This window comes from Bacteroidota bacterium, assembly GCA_037133915.1.
Lineage (GTDB): Bacteria > Bacteroidota > Bacteroidia > Bacteroidales > CAIWKO01 > JBAXND01.
Window position 1 is genome coordinate 86,671 of record JBAXND010000002.1, and the last position, 17,432, is coordinate 104,102.

Annotated in this window: 17 protein-coding genes; 13 read left to right on the forward strand and 4 right to left on the reverse strand. The window is 41.9% G+C overall.

The genetic code is table 11. The features are described from left to right. Nucleotides 1-23: 23 nt before the first annotated feature. Both atpC and atpD read right to left on the reverse strand, forming a co-directional pair. The gene (atpC, locus tag WCM76_01220; protein MEI6764227.1) at nt 24-260 is read right to left on the reverse strand and encodes an ATP synthase F1 subunit epsilon; all 237 of its coding nucleotides are present in this window, start codon (nt 258-260) and stop codon (nt 24-26) included. An 11-nt stretch (nt 261-271) separates the two neighbouring features. Continuing rightward, nucleotides 272-1,783 carry a F0F1 ATP synthase subunit beta gene (atpD, locus tag WCM76_01225; GenBank protein ID MEI6764228.1) on the reverse strand — a complete coding sequence of 504 codons (1,512 nt, stop codon included), beginning with the start codon at nt 1,781-1,783 and terminating at the stop codon, nt 272-274. 253 nt (nt 1,784-2,036) lie between these two features. Between atpD and WCM76_01230 the strand changes: the two genes are divergently transcribed. The 4 genes from WCM76_01230 (at nt 2,037) to WCM76_01245 (ending at nt 5,483) form a co-directional block, all read left to right on the forward strand. Beyond that, on the forward strand, nt 2,037-2,966 hold the full coding sequence (locus tag WCM76_01230) for a bifunctional riboflavin kinase/FAD synthetase (GenBank protein MEI6764229.1): 930 nt from the start codon (nt 2,037-2,039) through the stop codon (nt 2,964-2,966). Beyond that, entirely contained in the window at nt 2,963-3,730 is a 768-nt protein-coding gene (locus WCM76_01235) for a leucine-rich repeat domain-containing protein (protein MEI6764230.1), read from the forward strand. Before WCM76_01230 ends, WCM76_01235 begins: the two co-directional genes overlap by 4 nt. 16 nt (nt 3,731-3,746) lie before the next feature. After that, nucleotides 3,747-4,472 carry a hypothetical protein gene (locus WCM76_01240; GenBank protein ID MEI6764231.1) on the forward strand — a complete coding sequence of 242 codons (726 nt, stop codon included), beginning with the start codon at nt 3,747-3,749 and terminating at the stop codon, nt 4,470-4,472. A 99-nt stretch (nt 4,473-4,571) separates the two neighbouring features. Further along, nucleotides 4,572-5,483: a magnesium transporter CorA family protein gene (locus WCM76_01245; protein MEI6764232.1), complete on the forward strand. Its 912-nt coding sequence runs from the start codon at nt 4,572-4,574 to the stop codon at nt 5,481-5,483. Nucleotides 5,484-5,488: 5 nt separating this feature from the next. Here the strand turns inward: WCM76_01245 and WCM76_01250 are convergent, their stop codons facing one another. Further along, a complete protein-coding gene (locus WCM76_01250; GenBank protein ID MEI6764233.1) occupies nt 5,489-5,893 on the reverse strand; it encodes an OsmC family protein in 405 nt (134 codons plus the stop codon). Between the two features lie 311 nt (nt 5,894-6,204). Here WCM76_01250 and WCM76_01255 point away from each other — a divergent pair, with 311 nt between their 5' ends. From WCM76_01255 to WCM76_01280, 6 genes are all read left to right on the forward strand, one after another. After that, complete coding sequence (locus tag WCM76_01255; GenBank protein ID MEI6764234.1) at nt 6,205-7,500, forward strand: HAMP domain-containing sensor histidine kinase; 1,296 nt, start codon at nt 6,205-6,207, stop codon at nt 7,498-7,500. A gap of 3 nt (nt 7,501-7,503) precedes the next feature. Next, complete coding sequence (locus tag WCM76_01260) at nt 7,504-8,223, forward strand: response regulator transcription factor (protein MEI6764235.1); 720 nt, start codon at nt 7,504-7,506, stop codon at nt 8,221-8,223. Between the two features lie 116 nt (nt 8,224-8,339). Next, nucleotides 8,340-9,668 carry a sugar MFS transporter gene (locus WCM76_01265; GenBank protein MEI6764236.1) on the forward strand — a complete coding sequence of 443 codons (1,329 nt, stop codon included), beginning with the start codon at nt 8,340-8,342 and terminating at the stop codon, nt 9,666-9,668. A 58-nt stretch (nt 9,669-9,726) separates the two neighbouring features. Next, the gene (locus WCM76_01270; GenBank protein ID MEI6764237.1) at nt 9,727-10,473 is read left to right on the forward strand and encodes a ZIP family metal transporter; all 747 of its coding nucleotides are present in this window, start codon (nt 9,727-9,729) and stop codon (nt 10,471-10,473) included. Nucleotides 10,474-10,570: 97 nt separating this feature from the next. Continuing rightward, nucleotides 10,571-11,545, forward strand: a complete 975-nt coding sequence (locus tag WCM76_01275; protein ID MEI6764238.1) for a polyprenyl synthetase family protein — start codon at nt 10,571-10,573, stop codon at nt 11,543-11,545. 71 nt (nt 11,546-11,616) lie between these two features. Next, on the forward strand, nt 11,617-13,518 hold the full coding sequence (locus tag WCM76_01280) for a toxin-antitoxin system YwqK family antitoxin (protein MEI6764239.1): 1,902 nt from the start codon (nt 11,617-11,619) through the stop codon (nt 13,516-13,518). Between the two features lie 72 nt (nt 13,519-13,590). On the opposite strand, the gene WCM76_01285 is transcribed toward WCM76_01280, so the two are convergent. Beyond that, nucleotides 13,591-14,991, reverse strand: a complete 1,401-nt coding sequence (locus WCM76_01285) for a DUF5103 domain-containing protein (protein MEI6764240.1) — start codon at nt 14,989-14,991, stop codon at nt 13,591-13,593. 119 nt (nt 14,992-15,110) lie between these two features. On the opposite strand from WCM76_01285, the gene WCM76_01290 reads away from it, so the two are divergent. The 3 genes from WCM76_01290 to pth all read left to right on the forward strand — a co-directional run bounded on the left by WCM76_01290 (nt 15,111) and on the right by pth (nt 17,427). Continuing rightward, nucleotides 15,111-16,055 carry a ribose-phosphate pyrophosphokinase gene (locus WCM76_01290; protein MEI6764241.1) on the forward strand — a complete coding sequence of 315 codons (945 nt, stop codon included), beginning with the start codon at nt 15,111-15,113 and terminating at the stop codon, nt 16,053-16,055. Nucleotides 16,056-16,090: 35 nt separating this feature from the next. Further along, nucleotides 16,091-16,738 (forward strand): 50S ribosomal protein L25/general stress protein Ctc, encoded by a 648-nt coding sequence (locus WCM76_01295; GenBank protein ID MEI6764242.1) that lies wholly within the window; start codon nt 16,091-16,093, stop codon nt 16,736-16,738. 122 nt (nt 16,739-16,860) lie between these two features. Continuing rightward, nucleotides 16,861-17,427: an aminoacyl-tRNA hydrolase gene (gene pth, locus WCM76_01300; GenBank protein MEI6764243.1), complete on the forward strand. Its 567-nt coding sequence runs from the start codon at nt 16,861-16,863 to the stop codon at nt 17,425-17,427. Nucleotides 17,428-17,432 lie beyond the last annotated feature (5 nt).

Sequence of the window (17,432 nt, forward strand, 5' to 3'; positions counted from 1 at the left end):
CTCCTGAAAAAGCTCAGGAAATATTATTCTGCCAAAACAATGATTTTGTTTTTCAGCACTTCAATCACGCCGCCTTTGATCTCAAAAAATTCCGATTTTTTTTCGCTGTTCACTATCCTGACCTTTCCTTTTTTCAGAACGGAAACCAGAGGTGCATGATTATTAAGTATTTCAAATGAGCCATCTTTGCCGGGAAGCTGTATGAGGCTTGCTTCTCCGGCAAAAATAGTAGCATCGGGTGTTATGATTTCAAGAAACATGTTCTGGGTTTTTAGTTCTTTGCTTCTTCCATCATTTTCTTTCCCTTTTCAATAGCTTCTTCTATGGTTCCTACCATGCTGAATGCCATTTCGGGGTATTCGTCCACTTCACCGTCGAGAATCATTTTAAATCCTTTGATGGTATCTTCGATGGAAACAAATTTACCTTCAATATTGGTGAATTGTGTTGCAACAAAGAACGGCTGTGAGAGGAAGCGCTGAACGCGTCGTGCACGCGAAACAATAAGTTTGTCTTCTTCCGAAAGCTCATCCATACCCAGAATCGCGATGATGTCCTGCAATTCTTTGTAACGCTGCAGAATATATTTTACCCGTTGTGCTGTATTGTAATGATCTTCGCCGACAATCTCGGGAGTAAGGATACGCGATGTTGAATCGAGAGGATTCACAGCCGGATAAATACCAAGTTCTGAAATCTTGCGGTCGAGAACAGTGGTAGCATCAAGATGGGCAAATGTTGTTGCAGGTGCCGGATCCGTAAGGTCATCGGCAGGTACATACACCGCCTGAACGGAAGTGATTGAACCGCGTTTGGTTGAAGTGATACGCTCCTGCATGATGCCCATTTCTGTAGCCAGTGTAGGCTGATACCCTACAGCTGAAGGCATACGACCGAGCAATGCCGATACTTCTGAACCTGCCTGTGTGAAACGGAAAATATTATCAATGAAAAATAAAATATCGCGACCACCTGATTTTTCATCACCATCGCGGAAATATTCGGCAAGTGTTAAGCCTGACAGGGCAACGCGTGCACGTGCTCCGGGAGGTTCGTTCATTTGTCCGAACACCAGGGTTGCCTGCGATTGTGCCAATTCTTTAGGATCAACGAGTGAGAGGTCCCATCCGCCCTTTTCCATATCTTCTTTGAAAGCTTCGCCATAGCGGATAACGCCCGATTCTATCATTTCTCGCAAAAGGTCGTTTCCTTCGCGGGTACGCTCACCAACACCACCAAACACCGACATCCCGGCATATTTTTTAGCAATGTTGTTGATAAGCTCCATGATGATAACCGTTTTACCAACGCCGGCACCACCAAACAATCCGATCTTTCCGCCTTTGGCATAAGGTTCAATAAGGTCAATTACCTTGATACCGGTGAAAAGCACTTCTTTTTGAGTAGTAAGATTTTCGAATTTAGGCGGATCGCGATGGATAACGTATGATTTATCTTTGTTAACCGGACCAATGCCGTCAATAGAATCACCAATAACATTGAACAGTCTTCCGCGAATATGCTCGCCAACCGGCATTGAGATTTGTGAACCTGTTGAAATTACATCCATTCCGCGACGCAAACCGTCGGTAGAATCCATTGCAATTGCCCGAACCGTGTTCTCGCCAATATCCTGCTGACATTCGAGAATCAACGAATCGCCGTTATCTCTCCGAACCTCCAGTGCATCATATATATTAGGAAGCGTACCGTCCTGATCGAAGGTAACGTCAACTACTGCTCCGATAATCTGAGAAATTTTTCCAACACTTTTAGCACACATAATTTTCACTTTTACTTGTCAAAATATTTTAATTCCTGCAAGCAGGTAAATACACTATAAAACGGACAAAATTAGCATTTTTTGCAATAGAAATCTTCTTAATAAAAAAATAACATTTGCGAAGAGAGAATGGCTGAAATTCATAAGTTGCAATACAGAATTCAGAACACCTGAGATAGAAGAGCGATGGTTGTTGGAGCATGACATTTAATTCATAATTTTGCAGACGATTACAATTTGAATAAAATAAACAGTGAATATTATTACGGATGTGTCATCATTTGATTGTTCGCAGCGAACAATAGCTACCACCGGCACTTTTGACGGGGTACATGCAGGGCATCGGGCTATTATAAGGCGAATGACGGAAATTGCGAAAAGAGAAAACAGCAAATCTGTAATTGTAACATTCGACCCTCATCCAAGGCAGGTGCTTGACCCGGGCAATAAAGACCTTAAATTTATTACATCACTGAGCGAAAAAAAGGAACTTATTGCGGCATTGGGCGTTGATTGCATGCTGATTTTGCCGTTTACACGTGAATTTTCTGCAATGCCGTATGATGTATTCGTAAAGAGCATTCTTGTCGAGAAGCTGAAAACACAAAAAATGGTCGTTGGTTATGATCATAATTTTGGGAATCGGCGCACTGGCAATTATCAGTTGTTATTTGAATTGGGCGCACGGCTTGGGTTTGATGTTGAAGAAGTACAGCCTCAGCTGGTAAACGGTATTGCTGTGAGTTCTACGAAAATCAGAGCTGCTCTGGCGCTTGGTGATATTGCAACGGCCAACAGGTATCTGGGATACAATTTTATGTTCAGCGGAAGCGTTATTCACGGAAACCATATGGGGAACAAAATTGGATATCCTACAGCCAATGTGTTTCCAAACGAAGCGGATAAACTTATTCCGGCCAACGGTGTTTATGCGGTAAGAATAAAATACAACCAACAATGGCTTGATGGAATGTGTAATATTGGCGTGAAGCCTACGTTTGGCATTCATGAACGGGGAGTTGAAGTGAACATCTTCGATTTTAATTCCGATATTTACGGTGAAAATGTGAGTGTGCATTTTGTGAGTCGGTTGCGCGATGAACTAAAATTCGCTGATGTGAGCGAGCTTACGGCACAACTGGGAAAAGATAAAATTGAAACAATTTTAAAACTCAAGGGATGATAAATCCAGCATGTCGCAAAATAATCTGTAATCGTGTTTTTATCCCGGCATTGTTCATCGTTTTTGCTATTGGACGGGTAATGGGCCAGCCCATGGATTCTGCCGTTCTGTCAACACAAAAGGTGTTTTATTCGCTTGAAGAAGCGATGAAGAATCCTGATAATGTTTATCGGCTTAACCTGCAGAAAAAGAAACTTTCGGAAATTCCGGCCGGTGTTTTTAAATTGAAAAATCTTCAGGAGCTTCAATTGTCGCGGAACAAAATAAGTGTGTTGCCCGAAGAAATAAGCTCCTTGAAATATCTGCAGATTCTTGACCTTTCTTCAAACAGGCTGGTGACTCTGCCTGAAAAAATGTGTGAACTTACCGATTTGAGAGTGTTGAATTTTGCGCACAATAAAATTGAGGCAATGCCTGCAAACATTGGTAATCTCGACAAACTTCGGATACTGAATATGGCTGTGAATAAGCTGGTGGTGCTGCCTGAATCAATCGGAAATCTCGCCAATCTCAAGTATTTGGTAATAAACCGCAATAATATCAATGAATTTCCTGAAACAATTGGTGGTATGAAAAGCCTGTATTATCTGGATATCTGGGGCAGCAACATTACACGATTCTCTGATGATGTGTCAAAGCTGAAATACAGTCTTAAATTTCTTGACATGAGGGTTATAACCATGAGACCCGAATATCAGGAAGCGATACAGGAGCAGTTGCCGAATACCGAAATTTATTTTTCGAAACCCTGTAATTGTAACTAATAAAGAACGGTGAGTCATGAGTCGTACGTCAAGCGTTTTCCTGTTCATCTTACCCGCACTCATTTTTATCGGGCATGTAACTGCCCAAAACTCCGGATGGGGCAGTGGTATTATCATTCCGGAAAAAGGCATACAGACGATGCACATCAATATGCCGCTTGCATCATTCGGATTATTTGACACACCCGGAGGTAAAAAAGCGGGCACAATATTTATGAAAAACAGTGTCAATGTTGTGTATTCGCTGGAACAAAAAATGATAGTTTGCCGCGTTAAAGATGAAGACCTTGCAGAAGTAGCTGCGGCAGGATGGTGCTTAAAATACTATGGGGAACAAGGCGATTTTGTTAAAATTCTTGTGCAGAGCACCGGCATTGGTTTGTGGATTTCAAAGACGGAATTGAATTATCTGCACCTGAAACCTGAAACCTGGCTGGATTTCATGCTCGCAAAAAAAACCGGTTTTTATCCCAATATAGATATCGGCCTGAACCTTCGGCTGGAGCCTGATGCGGGCAGTAAAAAGATTGTATTAATGAAAGGCGACCATTATCTGATTGACCTTGATGGTGAAACCGATGGCGCCTGGGCAAAAGCGACTGTTAAAAAATACAGCACGCGACCTTGCAAAGCAGCCAGCAGCGATAACTTGAGCGCTCAGGAAACACTTCACGGATGGATAAAAATTGTTGACGACAAAGGCTTTCCAAATATTTGGTTTTATCCGCGTGGATGTGAGTAAAGGGGATTTGCTTATTTTGTGTCTAATCTCACGATATTTTCATAGTTTTGCAGATAAATCAGCATATTCAGAAAATAAAATCCATCATGCCCTGCGGTTATGATAGAAACAATTGATTTCGGCAATTTTAAGTGGAAGCACATTCTTAATCCTACTGAGGAAAATTACAAATACCTCATGGATAATTTTCATTTCCACCCATTGGACATTGAAGACTGCCGGAGTAAGGTTCAACGTCCCAAAATAGACGTTTATGACGATTACTATTTTTTAATACTTCATTTTCCTTATTTCGATAAAGCAAACAAATATCTTAACCTGAGAGAAGTAAAAATATTCTGGGGCAAGAATTACATTATTACTATCGGAAATTCGCATTGGGTGGTAAAGCAGTTTTTTAATAAGGTTTATGAGAACCCTGATTTTTTAAAAGCCGAGCTGAGCTCTCAAACCAGTGACGCTTTATTATACAAGATACTGGAACAGCTGATGAAAGAAACGCTGCTGCTGACCGATCGCATCGGGAATGACGTTGAGCAGATAAGCACTGTGCTGTTCCGCGAGAAACCCGAGCGCATAATCGAACAGATTTCTGTTACGCGGAAGAATATCATCCTTGTTGATACCATTTTCAAACCTCAGCTTCGTTTGTTCCATAAATTTGAATCGGGCGATATCAAGGGTTTTGCAGAAGATATGGAAGAATACTGGGGAAACATCCTCGACTATTACCAGAAAACGTGGGATATGATTGAAGACTATCAGGAGCTGATAGAAGGATTGTCTAAAACCTATGATTCCTTGCAGGCAAATCGTATCAACGAGATTATCAAAGTTCTCACCCTTATTTCAACCATACTGCTCCCAATCACCTTTATTACCAGCCTTTATGGTATGAATATAGGCCTGCCGTTTCAGGGACGCAGCGAAGCATTCCTGATAGTTTCCGGCATGATGGTCGTTATCGTTGCCGCACTTTTAGTGTATTTCAGAAAAAAAAGATGGATGTAGTACGTTTAATAATTAAACGTAATGGTCTTTTTAAGGTCGGGATGAAGGCTTTTTGATACCGGGCAATGATGGGCGGTATGTTCTATCAGCCTCTTTTCCTTCTCAGAATATGAATGAGCGGGAAATGAAATCGAAATATTGATTTCAATCACGCGCCGTGGATCCGTTCCCATTACTTTTTCCGATTCGGCAACAGCGCCGTCAATACTGAACCCGTTATTTTGTGCGGCAATCCCAATCATCGTAAGCATACAACTGGCCAGCGAAGCCGTCATCATATCTGTTGGCGAAAACGATTCGCCTTTGCCATGGTTATCAACCGGCGCATCGGTAATGATGGTTGCACCCGATCGGAGGTGGGTAATCTGAGTGCGGAGTCCGTCCGAATAAATCGTTCTGTATTTTTCCATGTTTGAGGTGTTTAAGTGAAAATTCACTGTTAAATATCATCTTCCGGCAGTAAAAACATTTCATTCCAACCAGATTCACACAAATGTCTATCATTTTTTAAATTATACCAATAATTTTGCGAAATTTGCATACGTTAAAATACACATTTTTCTTTTTTTTGAAGAAGAGGAACCGGCAATCAACATGTTCGCTGATATTTAGAGGGTAACATGCCGTATTTACAGGCGGTGTTAAAGTTTGGTTAATCCCGAAGGTGTCGGTGAATATTGATAATCAATGTGTTAATTTTGATTTGACTTAAGGGGACATAATGAAGAAACGGCTGGTCACAGGCATTGTAATAATCACAATGATTTCGCTTCTGGGAATTGCAATAACGCAGATTCTTTGGGTAAAACGAGCCATTCGCCTTCGTACCGAGCAGTTCGACGATATGGTTAATTTTGGTCTGCTGAACGTTGTTGATCAGGTTAAAGATGCGCATCGCGATTCACTTCTTAAGATTAGCCCTGACTATAAATCAATTGACCCGACGGTAATCGATTCTACCCTGAAGTCAAGCCTGTCTCATGGAATCGACACGCTGCTGCATGCGGAATTCGGCTGTCTTAGAATAAATGAAGAATTCTCTTATGGAGTTTACGACAGCCTGGAGCAGAAAATCCTATACGGAAAGTATGACACAAAATACACCGCCGCGATTCTCCACAGTCCGCATAAAGTAGATCTGAATATATTTTTCAGAGATCACAAACATTTTCTTTCCATCTTTTTTCCTGAACAAAACAGGCTTATAATCAGAAGAATGGATCTATGGATACTGATATTGTCCGGGGTATTTCTTTTGATAGTAATTATTAGTTTTCTGGTGATAATCATTGCCATACAACGGCAGAAGAAACTGTCGGAGATGAAAAATGACTTCGTGAATAATATGACGCACGAATTTAAGACGCCGATATCAACAATTTCCGTATCTTCGGAGATGCTTATGAAGCCTGCAGTATTTGAATCGCCGGAAAAAACCCTGCGTTACGCAAATATCATCTTTGACGAAAATCTTCGCCTAAGGAATCAGGTGGAACAGGCCCTGCAGATATCTTTGCTTGAGAAAAAAGAATTCCGCCTGAAAAAGGCAGTTGTTGACGTTCATAAAATAATTGAAAATAATATTGACCTTTTTAATCTGATACTTCAGGAAAAAGGCGGACGCATGAATTGCTCGCTTCAGGCTCAGAAATTTGTAATCGAAGCAGATGAAGTTCATTTTATCAATATTATTTCCAACCTGCTTGATAATGCCATCAAGTATTCGCCTGAATCGCCCACTATTAATATTTCAACGCAAAATAATAATAAGGGCATTATTATCCGGATTTCTGATAACGGAATAGGCATCAAATCTGAAGATCAGAAGCACCTTTTTAAAAAATTCTACCGCGTTCATACCGGAAACATACATGACGTTAAAGGTTTTGGACTCGGGCTGTTTTATGTGAAAACGGTTGTAGATGCTCACCACGGTTATATTCGTCTTATCAGAAGTGAGCTTAAAAAAGGCAGTGAATTTGAATTATTTTTTCCATTCAACCTTAATACAAAATAAATTATGAGCAATCCAAAAGCAAAGATTCTGCTTGTAGAAGATGATCCCAACCTGAGTCTGGTTTTAAAAGATTATCTTGAAATATTGCTGTATGAAACAATTCTCTGTTCCGATGGAGAAGAAGCGATAGATGCATTCCGCAACGACTTTTTTGACCTGTGTATTCTTGATGTTATGCTGCCGAAGAAAGACGGATTTACACTGGCCAAAGAAATACGGAAATCGAATAAAGAGGTGCCCATCATCTTTCTGACAGCCAAAGTGATGAAAGAAGACCGCATCAAAGGATTTCAGCTTGGCGCCGACGATTATATCACCAAGCCTTTCAGCACCGAAGAACTCAGTTTACGCATCGAGGCAATATTGAGACGTTCGAAAAAAAGATCGTATTTTCCTGTTGTTGAAACAAGTGAAGTGTATGAAATCGGAAAATACAGTTTCGATTATACAAACATGGTGATGAAAGGTCCTGAAACGGAACAATACCTCACACGTAAAGAAGCCGATCTTCTGAAACTCCTTTGTATCAATAAAAACAAACTGGTACACCGCGAAATAGCACTCAAATCTATCTGGGGCGGCAGCGATTATTTTACAGGCAGGAGTATGGACGTGTTTATTACACGCCTTCGTAAATATCTTAAAGAAGACCCTGAAATTGCCATTACCAATGTTCACGGTACCGGTTTCAAACTTGAAGTAAAGGAAGAAAAAACAGTGTAAGTGATTTGTTGCTTACCGAAATTTCTCCCTGAATGGTGTCACATCCTGCATGAAATGCGGGGCTGATGATAGTACTCGCAGCGGTATGATTAAATCAACCTACTAAGCACATATTTATGGAACAATCCGTACCATCCGGCAATCGCAGGGATTATATTATTTCCATTACCATTATCGGAGTGCTGTTCTTTATCTTCGGATTCGTAACTTGGCTGAACGGTGCGCTGATTCCCTTTTTGCGAACCGCCTGCGAGCTTTCCGATACGATGGCGTATCTGGTCACGTTTGCGTTCTATATTTCTTATTTTGTGATGGCGCTGCCCTCGTCAAAAATAATAGAACGCTTCGGGTTCAGAAAAGGAATGATGATTGGGCTGACCGTTATGTCACTGGGCGCCCTTATTTTTATTCCCGCTGCCTTAATCCGCTCATACTTTCTGTTTTTAACCGGACTTTTTGTGCTGGGAACCGGACTTGCACTCCTGCAAACCGCCGTAAATCCTTATGTTACGATAATAGGACCTATGGCAAGCGCGGCCAAACGAATCAGCATTATGGGTATCTGCAACAAAGTTGCAGGTGTGCTTGCACCGATTCTTTTAGCTTCCTTTTTACTGAAAGATGCTGAAGCCATAAAAACAAAATTATCGGAACTTACAGATGCTGCCCAGCGATCCATCCTTCTTGATGAGCTTGCTCAGCGCATGATATTGCCGTATTTGCTGCTGACGGTGTTTTTAGCGCTGATGGTATTGCTGGTGCGCTTTGCCCGGTTGCCGGAAGCAAGCCCCGAGCAAGAAGTTGATAACACGACAAACACGGCACATCAAAGCATTTTCAAACATACGAATCTGATTTTGGGCGTTGTTGCTCTGTTCTTTTACGTGGGCGTTGAGGTTATTGCCGGCGATACCATTATCCGTTACGGCGAATCATTGAATATTGCCATGAGCTCTGCCAAATATTTTACTTCACTCATGCTCGTTTTTATGGTAATCGGGTATTTCTTCGGTGTGGCGTTGATTCCTAGAATAATTTCGCAGAAGAATGCCCTGGCAGTATGCGCCTCACTGGGGGTTGTGCTTACCGTGACAGCAATTTTTGTTTCAAAAACAGCGGTCATGAATGTCCCGTTTATTGATTTGGTGACGTTCAAATCTGTAACGCTTACCATTCCGTTTACCGTAATGTTTATTGCCATGCTGGGGCTCGCAAATTCGCTGGTGTGGCCTGCCATATGGCCGCTTGCACTGAACGGTGCCGGAAAATACACAAAAACAGGTTCCGCATTGCTGATTATGGCTATTGCCGGTGGTGCAACTCTACCGTTAATTTACGGATGGCTCACTCAGGCGCTGCACGATACCCAACAGGCATACTGGATTGCTATTCCGTGCTATCTTTTTATATTGTTTTATGCCCTGAAAGGACATAAAGTAAAATGACAATTCGGCTTGTTCGTCAGTCAGGCCGGAGCAGTAAGAATGTTATCTTTACGATATTATGACACTTTTAGTATTTTGTGCGTTGTTTTTTCCGGTAATGCTTGGTGGTCTGAGTGTGTTTGCATTCAAGACTTCAAGCCGCTTTTTGAAATTGCTCACGGCGTTTAGCGGCGCTTACCTGCTTGCAATTTGTTTTCTGGAGATTATCCCCGAAATATATACCGGGCAAAACACCATGACTATCGGGCTGTTCATACTAGGCGGATTTTTTATCCAGCTTTTTCTTGATTTTCTTTCGAAAGGCGTTGAACACGGTCATGAACACGAGCACCGCGATTGCGAAGGACATGAAAATCACAACATTTCCGCAATAGCGGTAATGATTGGTATCTGCATACACTCCTTTCTGGAAGGTATGCCTCTGGCAGACGCGTTTAACGCGGAAAACATGCGAAACACTCTGCTGACGGGTATTGTAATCCATAATATTCCCATTTCTATCGTTTTGGTTGGCTTATTACTGCAATCAGGAAAACAAAAACGGACTGCATTTATTTTACTGTGCGTCTTTGCGCTTTCATCACCACTCGGGACATTAACCAGCCATTTGATTGGCAAGGAACTGATAGGCAATATAGACTTCTTTTTCAGTATTACAATGGCGATGGTGGTGGGCATTTTTCTGCACATTTCAACAACCATTCTTTTTGAAACAGACGACCAGCATCACTTTAATTTTTACAAATTACTTTCCATTATTCTTGGTGCCGGTGTTGCTATTTTGCTGGCACAAAATATTATCTGATTATTGATAACCGTTTACGCTTGTATTTGAACAATTGCAGGCATCGTTTTTTCTTTGCAAATCTGCACGGTTCAATTAATTTTTCTATTTTTGATATATGATCAATCTCCGCGAAATAAAAGCGCCTGTTGCCAAACACATGGACGAGTTCGATGCACGGTTCGCACAGGTGATGAAAAGTGAGGTTCCGCTGCTCGATAAGGTGGTTCGCTATATCATGAAAAGTAAGGGTAAACAAATGCGGCCGCTATTTGTCATGCTTTCCGCAGATGTGTGCGGCGGGGTTTGCGAATCGACCTATCATGGCGCAACGCTTATTGAGCTGCTTCATACCGCTACACTGGTTCACGACGACGTGGTTGATGACTCTAATTTGCGACGTGGATTTTTCTCTATTAATGCCTTATGGAAAAATAAAATTGCAGTGCTCATTGGCGATTATCTCCTGTCGCGAGGGCTCATTCTTGCCCTGAACGAAAGCGAATATGATATTCTTCGAATTGTCAGCAATGCCGTACGCGACATGAGCGAAGGCGAATTACTGCAAATTGAAAAAGCACGCTACTTAAATATTGATGAAGCCGTTTATTTCGAAATTATCCGCAAAAAAACAGCCTCGCTTATTTCGTCATGCTGTGCCGCCGGTGCCGCTTCTGCAACAAAAGATGCTGCTGTTATTGAGAAAATGAAATTGTTCGGAGAATGCGTTGGCATTGCATTCCAGATAAAAGACGACCTCTTCGATTTCGAAAATAATTCAGCTTCCGGAAAACCGGGCGGGCTGGATATCCGCGAACGAAAAATTTCTCTGCCGCTTATCCATTTACTGAAAAATGTGGGCTATTCCGAACGCCGCAAAATCATCAACATCGTAAAAAATCATAACGATGATACAGAGCGCGTGGGAGAAGTTTTAAATAAAGTGCGCAACAGCGGCGGCATTCCGTATGCATCGGGCAAAATGACCGAATACCGCGATAAAGCGCTCGGTATTTTACGCGAATTTCCCGAATCCCCGTCAAGAGCTTCGCTCGAAAATCTGGTTGTCTTTACTACCGAAAGACAATATTAATACTGAAGAAAAAGTTCTAAGACGGTACAATGGTTTTTTTATACTTTTGACTCCTTAACTCTACGAAAAACATGAAGCGTATACTGATTATTTTAACGGTATTAATGTATATTGGCGGATTATCTGCTCAAAATATTGAAAAAGAATACTGGCCGGGTAAGGAGAAGAAAGGCGAAGGTCCCGTTGTGAACGGTAAAAAAAACGGAAAATGGACCTACTGGTACGAGAACAAAAAGAAATGGTGCGAAGGCGATTATAAAGATAATGAGCAAACCGCTCTTTGGAATTACTGGTTCATGAACGGTAAGCAATGGGAAGTCATAAATTATGATAACGGCTTGAATACCCGCTGGTACCCCAATGGAAAAAAACAGTGGGAAGGAACCATCGTCGAGCGAAAAAAGGAAGGTGCATGGACCGAATGGTACGATAACGAAAAAGTTAAGGAAGAATCACATTATCTGAATGGACTGAAAGACGGCACCTGGAAATCTTACTATGCTGACGGCGCCAAACAATCAATCAGGACGTTCAAAGAAGATAAGATGACCGGTAAATGGATGTTTTGGTATCCCGACGGAAAAGTGTGGAAAGAGATTAACAATGAAAACGGACCGGTTGTAATCTACGATACGCTCGGGCATAAAACCGATGAGTGGAATGTTGTGAATGGAAAAAAAGACGGGAAATCAACCGCATGGTATGCATCGGGTAAGAAGAAAAGTGAAACCATGTATGCCGGCGACGAGCGCAATGGCAAACAAACCATATGGCACGAAAACGGCAAAGTGCTCTGTGAAGGCAATTACAAAAACGACAAGCAAACCGGCAAATGGTTGTATTGGTATGAAGGTGGTGAAAAATGGAAAGAGCTGAACCTCGATAACGGCGATTGCAGCATTTGGTTTAGCGGCGGCGCTAAGCAGGAAGAAGGCAAAATGCTGAACGATAAAAAAGAAGGAATATGGAAATCGTGGTTTCAGAACGGACAGCTTAAAAGTGAGATTACCTATGTAAATGGTCTTAAAGAAGGACATGCAGCCACTTGGTATGACAACGGCATCAAAGAATTTGAAGGCTTCAATAAAAATGACTCACTCAATTCATATGCTATCTGGTGGCTGAAAAACGGCAACAAAGAAATGGAAGGTAAAAGCATCAACGACCTTCAGGACAGCATCTGGATATTTTATTACGAAAGCGGGAAAAAAGCCAGCACGGGATTATTTGTAAAAGGCAAACAAGAAGGCATCTGGACCTATTTTTATGAAACCGGCGAAAAACTCAAAGAAGGTAAATTTGAGCATGACATGAAGACCGGAGTGTGGGTCACTTATTTTGAAAATGGCGACAAACATCATGAAGGTCCGTTTGTAAATAATAAGGAAAACGGTAAGTGGACAAGCTGGTTTAAAAATGGCAAAATGGACCACACAGGGGATTTTAAAGACGGGCAAATGGAAGGATTGTGGGAAGGCTGGTATGATTCAGGTCAGAAAAAATATGAAACGGAATATACCGACAACCTTAAAAACGGGAAGAATATTTATTGGTGGAATAACGGAAACAAACGATATGAAGGTCGTTGCAAAGACGGACAGAAAGACGGCAAATGGATTGAATACTTCGAAAACGAAAAGCTCGAAGAAATGGGTTCTTACAGTGCCGATCAAAAAGTAGGCAACTGGGTATTCTATGATATTTACGGCAACAAATTCAAAGAGCAGGGATTTAATGACGGTAAACCCGAAGGCAAATGGGTCGAATATTTTCAGAACGGCAAGAAAAAAGGCCAGGGCGCATTTCTCGACGGCAAGAAAACCGGTACCTGGATGTACTGGGATTCCGATGGCAAACTCATGTATAAGGTAATCTTCAAGAATGGTGTGAAGATTAAAGAAGTAAAAACCAACGATGACGTTGAAAACAAAAAATCGGACCCAAAAACCAAGGTTGACGAACCGTTTAAATGAACAATTAGTAATGAACACAACTCAACAATTCGGCAACTAATCCCCAACCCCTAATCCCGAACCTCCTGACTCTTATTTTTCTGAACTGTAGGTATTGAACTGTTTTACCGCAATGAGCTGGTCATACAGAGTGCCTTCGGCACGGTAATACGCATAAATGGTATAGTCGTTTTCGGTTTCGTAATGCATGCCTTCCACCAGGCTTTCGTCGCCCTGCTGCTTGCCGTTTTCAACAAAAACATACTGATAATTGTAATAGCCTTGTTTCAGGTAAAGGTTTGCTTCGTAGCCGTGGCGGGCATAGTTGTATTTCATCAAACCTTCGTTCGAAAAACGCCATCCTGTAAGAGCCCCCAGCACATAAATGCTGCCGTTGGAGAGCGGTGCTTCGTAATTCAGGAATAAATGCACATGCACGTATTCCGATTCAATGTCGGTATCGGTAACGTTCTCTTCCGATTTGATTAAGCGGCGTCCGTTAATGTCCTTCAGGGAATAATAGGTTTTGAAGGTAGCCCGCTCATCCTGATTGATATAAACTTCGTATCCTGCCGAATCCTTTTCTACCTTACGGGTAGTTTCGGGTTTCCATTTCAGACCTTTAATATCAAACCAGCGAAACTCATTGCCGCCGCTGAAAACGCAGGCATCGAGATAGTTGTAATCAAGCAAATCGCCTTTTACGTAAGCCGGCTGCAGGTTGTTTACGGCATTGTCCCAGCGATTATTCTGCTGCAGCACAACTTTTAGATTTTTATAAGGGTCGGTGATACGGAATTGCGAACCGTCTATCGTAAAATCAACTTCCTGCTTATAATTATGGTATTCAATATCGCGTGCACGATTCACCTTTGCATTTACGCTGAGCTTATTATCTACTATCATGAAACGTCGGGTCAAGCTCACACTGTCGGGTTCCCCTTCGGGATACACAACCAGAACATAATTCCCGCTTTTTGAAGGTGTAAGGTTTGATGTGGGAAAGGTGAGTGAATAGCTGGTATAACGTTGAAGCGTATTGAACGAATATTTTTGGGTGGTAATGTCATCTTCGGTAAATCCGTTGATATATTCCTGCGGCATAAGCTGCGACGGACGCCAGTAGGCATCACAGTGTATTATGGTGTATTTGTAATGAAGCAGTCCGGCATTCAGGTCGTCGAATTTTAAAACTAATTTTTCATCGGAATTGAAATTAATAATCGGTGCCGAAAGTTCAAAACCATCGCGGTAAAGCAATACCGTTTTAATATTATCTGCATATTCATAATCTTCGTAACGAATTCGATATTCTTTATAGTAATCCACATCTGCCGGCGCTGCATTTTTTTCTTTCTTCTTAATTTCAAGACTCAGAGAGTCGGCATGCGGGTCATCGCTATAGCGTGAAACCGTTGTTTTTGGAGAACATGATGTTATAAAAAGCCCCAATGACAGGGCGCCTACCGAAAAAAGCCATTTACTTACATTCATTACCGGTACTTTTTTTCAAAGGTAAAACTATTTAGAATACTGTTGCCGATATTGGGATTATTCGAAAAAAGCAGTACTTTTGCGCCGGAATTTGAAAGCAGATCATAATTCCGCCAACCATGGAAGCGAAAATTAATATCGTATCAGGCCGGGCCACAAAATATCTGGCCGAAAAAATTGCAGAAGCCGCTGGAACAACACTTTCCAAAGTTTCATTCGCCACGTTCAGCGACGGCGAATTTCAACCGGCTTATGAAGAGACTGTCCGCGGTCACGAAATGTTCATTGTGCAGTCAACCTTTCCGCCTGCCGATAATCTGATGGAATTATTGATGATGGTAGATGCCGCCAAACGCGCATCTGCAAGACATATCATCGCCGTTATTCCCTATTTTGGCTTTGCCCGTCAGGATCGTAAAGACAAACCCCGTGTTCCGATTACATCAAAGCTCATTGCCAAGATGCTGGAAGCGGCAGGCATTCACCGGCTCATTACCATGGACCTTCATGCCGACCAGATTCAGGGCTTTTTTGACATTCCGGTTGACCATATGTACGCATCTTCTATATTTATTCCGTACCTCAAAAGCCTCAATCTTCAAAACCTCACCATGTCATCACCCGATACGGGTGGAACACGCAGGGCCGGCACCTATGCCAAATTTATTGAAGCCGAGCTGGTTATTTGCTTTAAACAACGGGCAAAACCTAACCAGATAGCCAACATGGTGGTGATTGGTGATGTGGAAGGTAAAAATGTGGTTTTGGTTGATGATATCATCGACACTGCCGGTACCATGTGCCGCGCTGCCGACCTGATGATGGAAAAAGGTGCTGCCAGTGTACGTGCCGTGTGTACACACCCCATCCTTTCGGGAAGTGCCATTGAACGCATTGAAAGATCAGCGATTTCCGAACTCATTGTTACCGATACCATTCCGCTGCGCCAGGTGTGCAGTAAAATAAAAGTACTCTCAACCGCTTCTCTGTTTGCCAGTGTTATTGACAGGGTTGTGAAATGTGAGTCTATCAGTTCGCATTTTAAATTTACATCATTACAATAAACTCTTACTAATCATTAATTTAAAACAGAAAAAACATGAAAGTAGTATCTATTAGCGGTTCTCTGAGAGAGAACGTAGGGAAAAAAGATGCGAATAAAACGCGTAACGAAGGTAAAGTTCCTTGTGTGCTTTATGGTGGCAAAGAACAGGTTCATTTTGCAGTGGACGAAAAAAGCTTTCTTACTATAATCTATACCCCTGAAATTTGTTTTGTAAAGATTGACTTGAATGGTAAACAATATGATACCGTTCTGCAGGAAGCACAGTTTCATCCTGTAACAGAAAAATTATTGCATGTTGACTTTCTGGAACTGGTTCCGGGAAAAGAAATCATCATGAAGGTTCCCACCAAAACCGAAGGCGTTGCCCCCGGCGTTCTCAAAGGCGGTAAACTGATTCAGAAAATGAGGTTGGTTAAAACCAGAGCCCTTCCTGAAAATATGCCCGAAAAAATCGTTATCCACATCGATAACCTCGAGATCGGACAGTCGGTAAAAATCGGCGATATTTCAGCAGAGAACATCACTTATCTTGATAATCCCAACAGCGTTGTTTATACCGTCAGGGTAACGCGTCAGGTTGAAGAGGTTGCCAAAGAAGGTGCCGAAGGCGCTGAAAAAGCCGGCGAAAAGGGTGCTGAAAAAGCTCCTGAAAAAGCTGCCGAAGGAAAAGAAAAGAAATAATACATTCTTTCTGATACCCATTGAAGGGTGTAAGGTTTTCGTAACTTTATACCCTTCTTTATTAATTATTAAATTAATAATTTTTTGTACTAACGACTTAATACTTACGACTAACTACTAAAGTGAAATACCTGATAGCCGGTCTCGGAAACATAGGCGATGAATATGCCAACACACGCCACAATATTGGGTTTGTGATACTCGATGCATTTGCCCAGGCGCAAAAAATTCCGTTTACAACGGCGCGCTATGGCGATATTGCAACCACCAGCATCAAAGGTCGTAGTTTCATAATGTTGAAACCATCGACCTACATGAACCTTAGCGGGAAGGCAGTGAAATACTGGATGGATAAAGAAAATATTCCTGTTGAGAATCTTCTTGTGATTTGCGATGATATTGCCCTGCCATTAGGCTGTACACGTATGAAGAAAAAGGGTGGCGATGCCGGCCATAACGGAATGGACAATATTATTTTTCATCTCGAAACAACGGAGTTTCCGCGATTGCGCTTCGGTATAGGCAACGATTTTGCGCGTGGTCATCAGGTGGATTTTGTACTTGGAAAATGGACAAAAGCCGAAGAAGATATTATTATTCCACGTATCACTACCTCTGTTGAAATGATTAAAAGCTTTGCTCTTGCAGGCATAGAGCGCACCATGACGGCCTACAACAGCAAAGGCTGATTCCG

Excerpts from the sequence above, each read along its gene's own strand:
- WCM76_01285 (MEI6764240.1), bottom strand. The coding sequence starts at position 14,991 with ATGAATGTAAGTAAATGGCTTTTTTCGGTAGGCGCCCTGTCATTGGGG.
- WCM76_01260 (MEI6764235.1), top strand. The coding sequence starts at position 7,504 with ATGAGCAATCCAAAAGCAAAGATTCTGCTTGTAGAAGATGATCCCAAC.
- WCM76_01240 (MEI6764231.1), top strand. The coding sequence starts at position 3,747 with ATGAGTCGTACGTCAAGCGTTTTCCTGTTCATCTTACCCGCACTCATT.
- WCM76_01270 (MEI6764237.1), top strand. The coding sequence starts at position 9,727 with ATGACACTTTTAGTATTTTGTGCGTTGTTTTTTCCGGTAATGCTTGGT.
- WCM76_01250 (MEI6764233.1), bottom strand. The coding sequence starts at position 5,893 with ATGGAAAAATACAGAACGATTTATTCGGACGGACTCCGCACTCAGATT.
- WCM76_01275 (MEI6764238.1), top strand. The coding sequence starts at position 10,571 with ATGATCAATCTCCGCGAAATAAAAGCGCCTGTTGCCAAACACATGGAC.
- atpD (MEI6764228.1), bottom strand. The coding sequence starts at position 1,783 with ATGTGTGCTAAAAGTGTTGGAAAAATTTCTCAGATTATCGGAGCAGTA.
- atpC (MEI6764227.1), bottom strand. The coding sequence starts at position 260 with ATGTTTCTTGAAATCATAACACCCGATGCTACTATTTTTGCCGGAGAA.
- WCM76_01235 (MEI6764230.1), top strand. The coding sequence starts at position 2,963 with ATGATAAATCCAGCATGTCGCAAAATAATCTGTAATCGTGTTTTTATC.
- WCM76_01290 (MEI6764241.1), top strand. The coding sequence starts at position 15,111 with ATGGAAGCGAAAATTAATATCGTATCAGGCCGGGCCACAAAATATCTG.
- WCM76_01255 (MEI6764234.1), top strand. The coding sequence starts at position 6,205 with ATGAAGAAACGGCTGGTCACAGGCATTGTAATAATCACAATGATTTCG.
- WCM76_01245 (MEI6764232.1), top strand. The coding sequence starts at position 4,572 with ATGATAGAAACAATTGATTTCGGCAATTTTAAGTGGAAGCACATTCTT.
- WCM76_01265 (MEI6764236.1), top strand. The coding sequence starts at position 8,340 with ATGGAACAATCCGTACCATCCGGCAATCGCAGGGATTATATTATTTCC.
- WCM76_01280 (MEI6764239.1), top strand. The coding sequence starts at position 11,617 with ATGAAGCGTATACTGATTATTTTAACGGTATTAATGTATATTGGCGGA.
- WCM76_01295 (MEI6764242.1), top strand. The coding sequence starts at position 16,091 with ATGAAAGTAGTATCTATTAGCGGTTCTCTGAGAGAGAACGTAGGGAAA.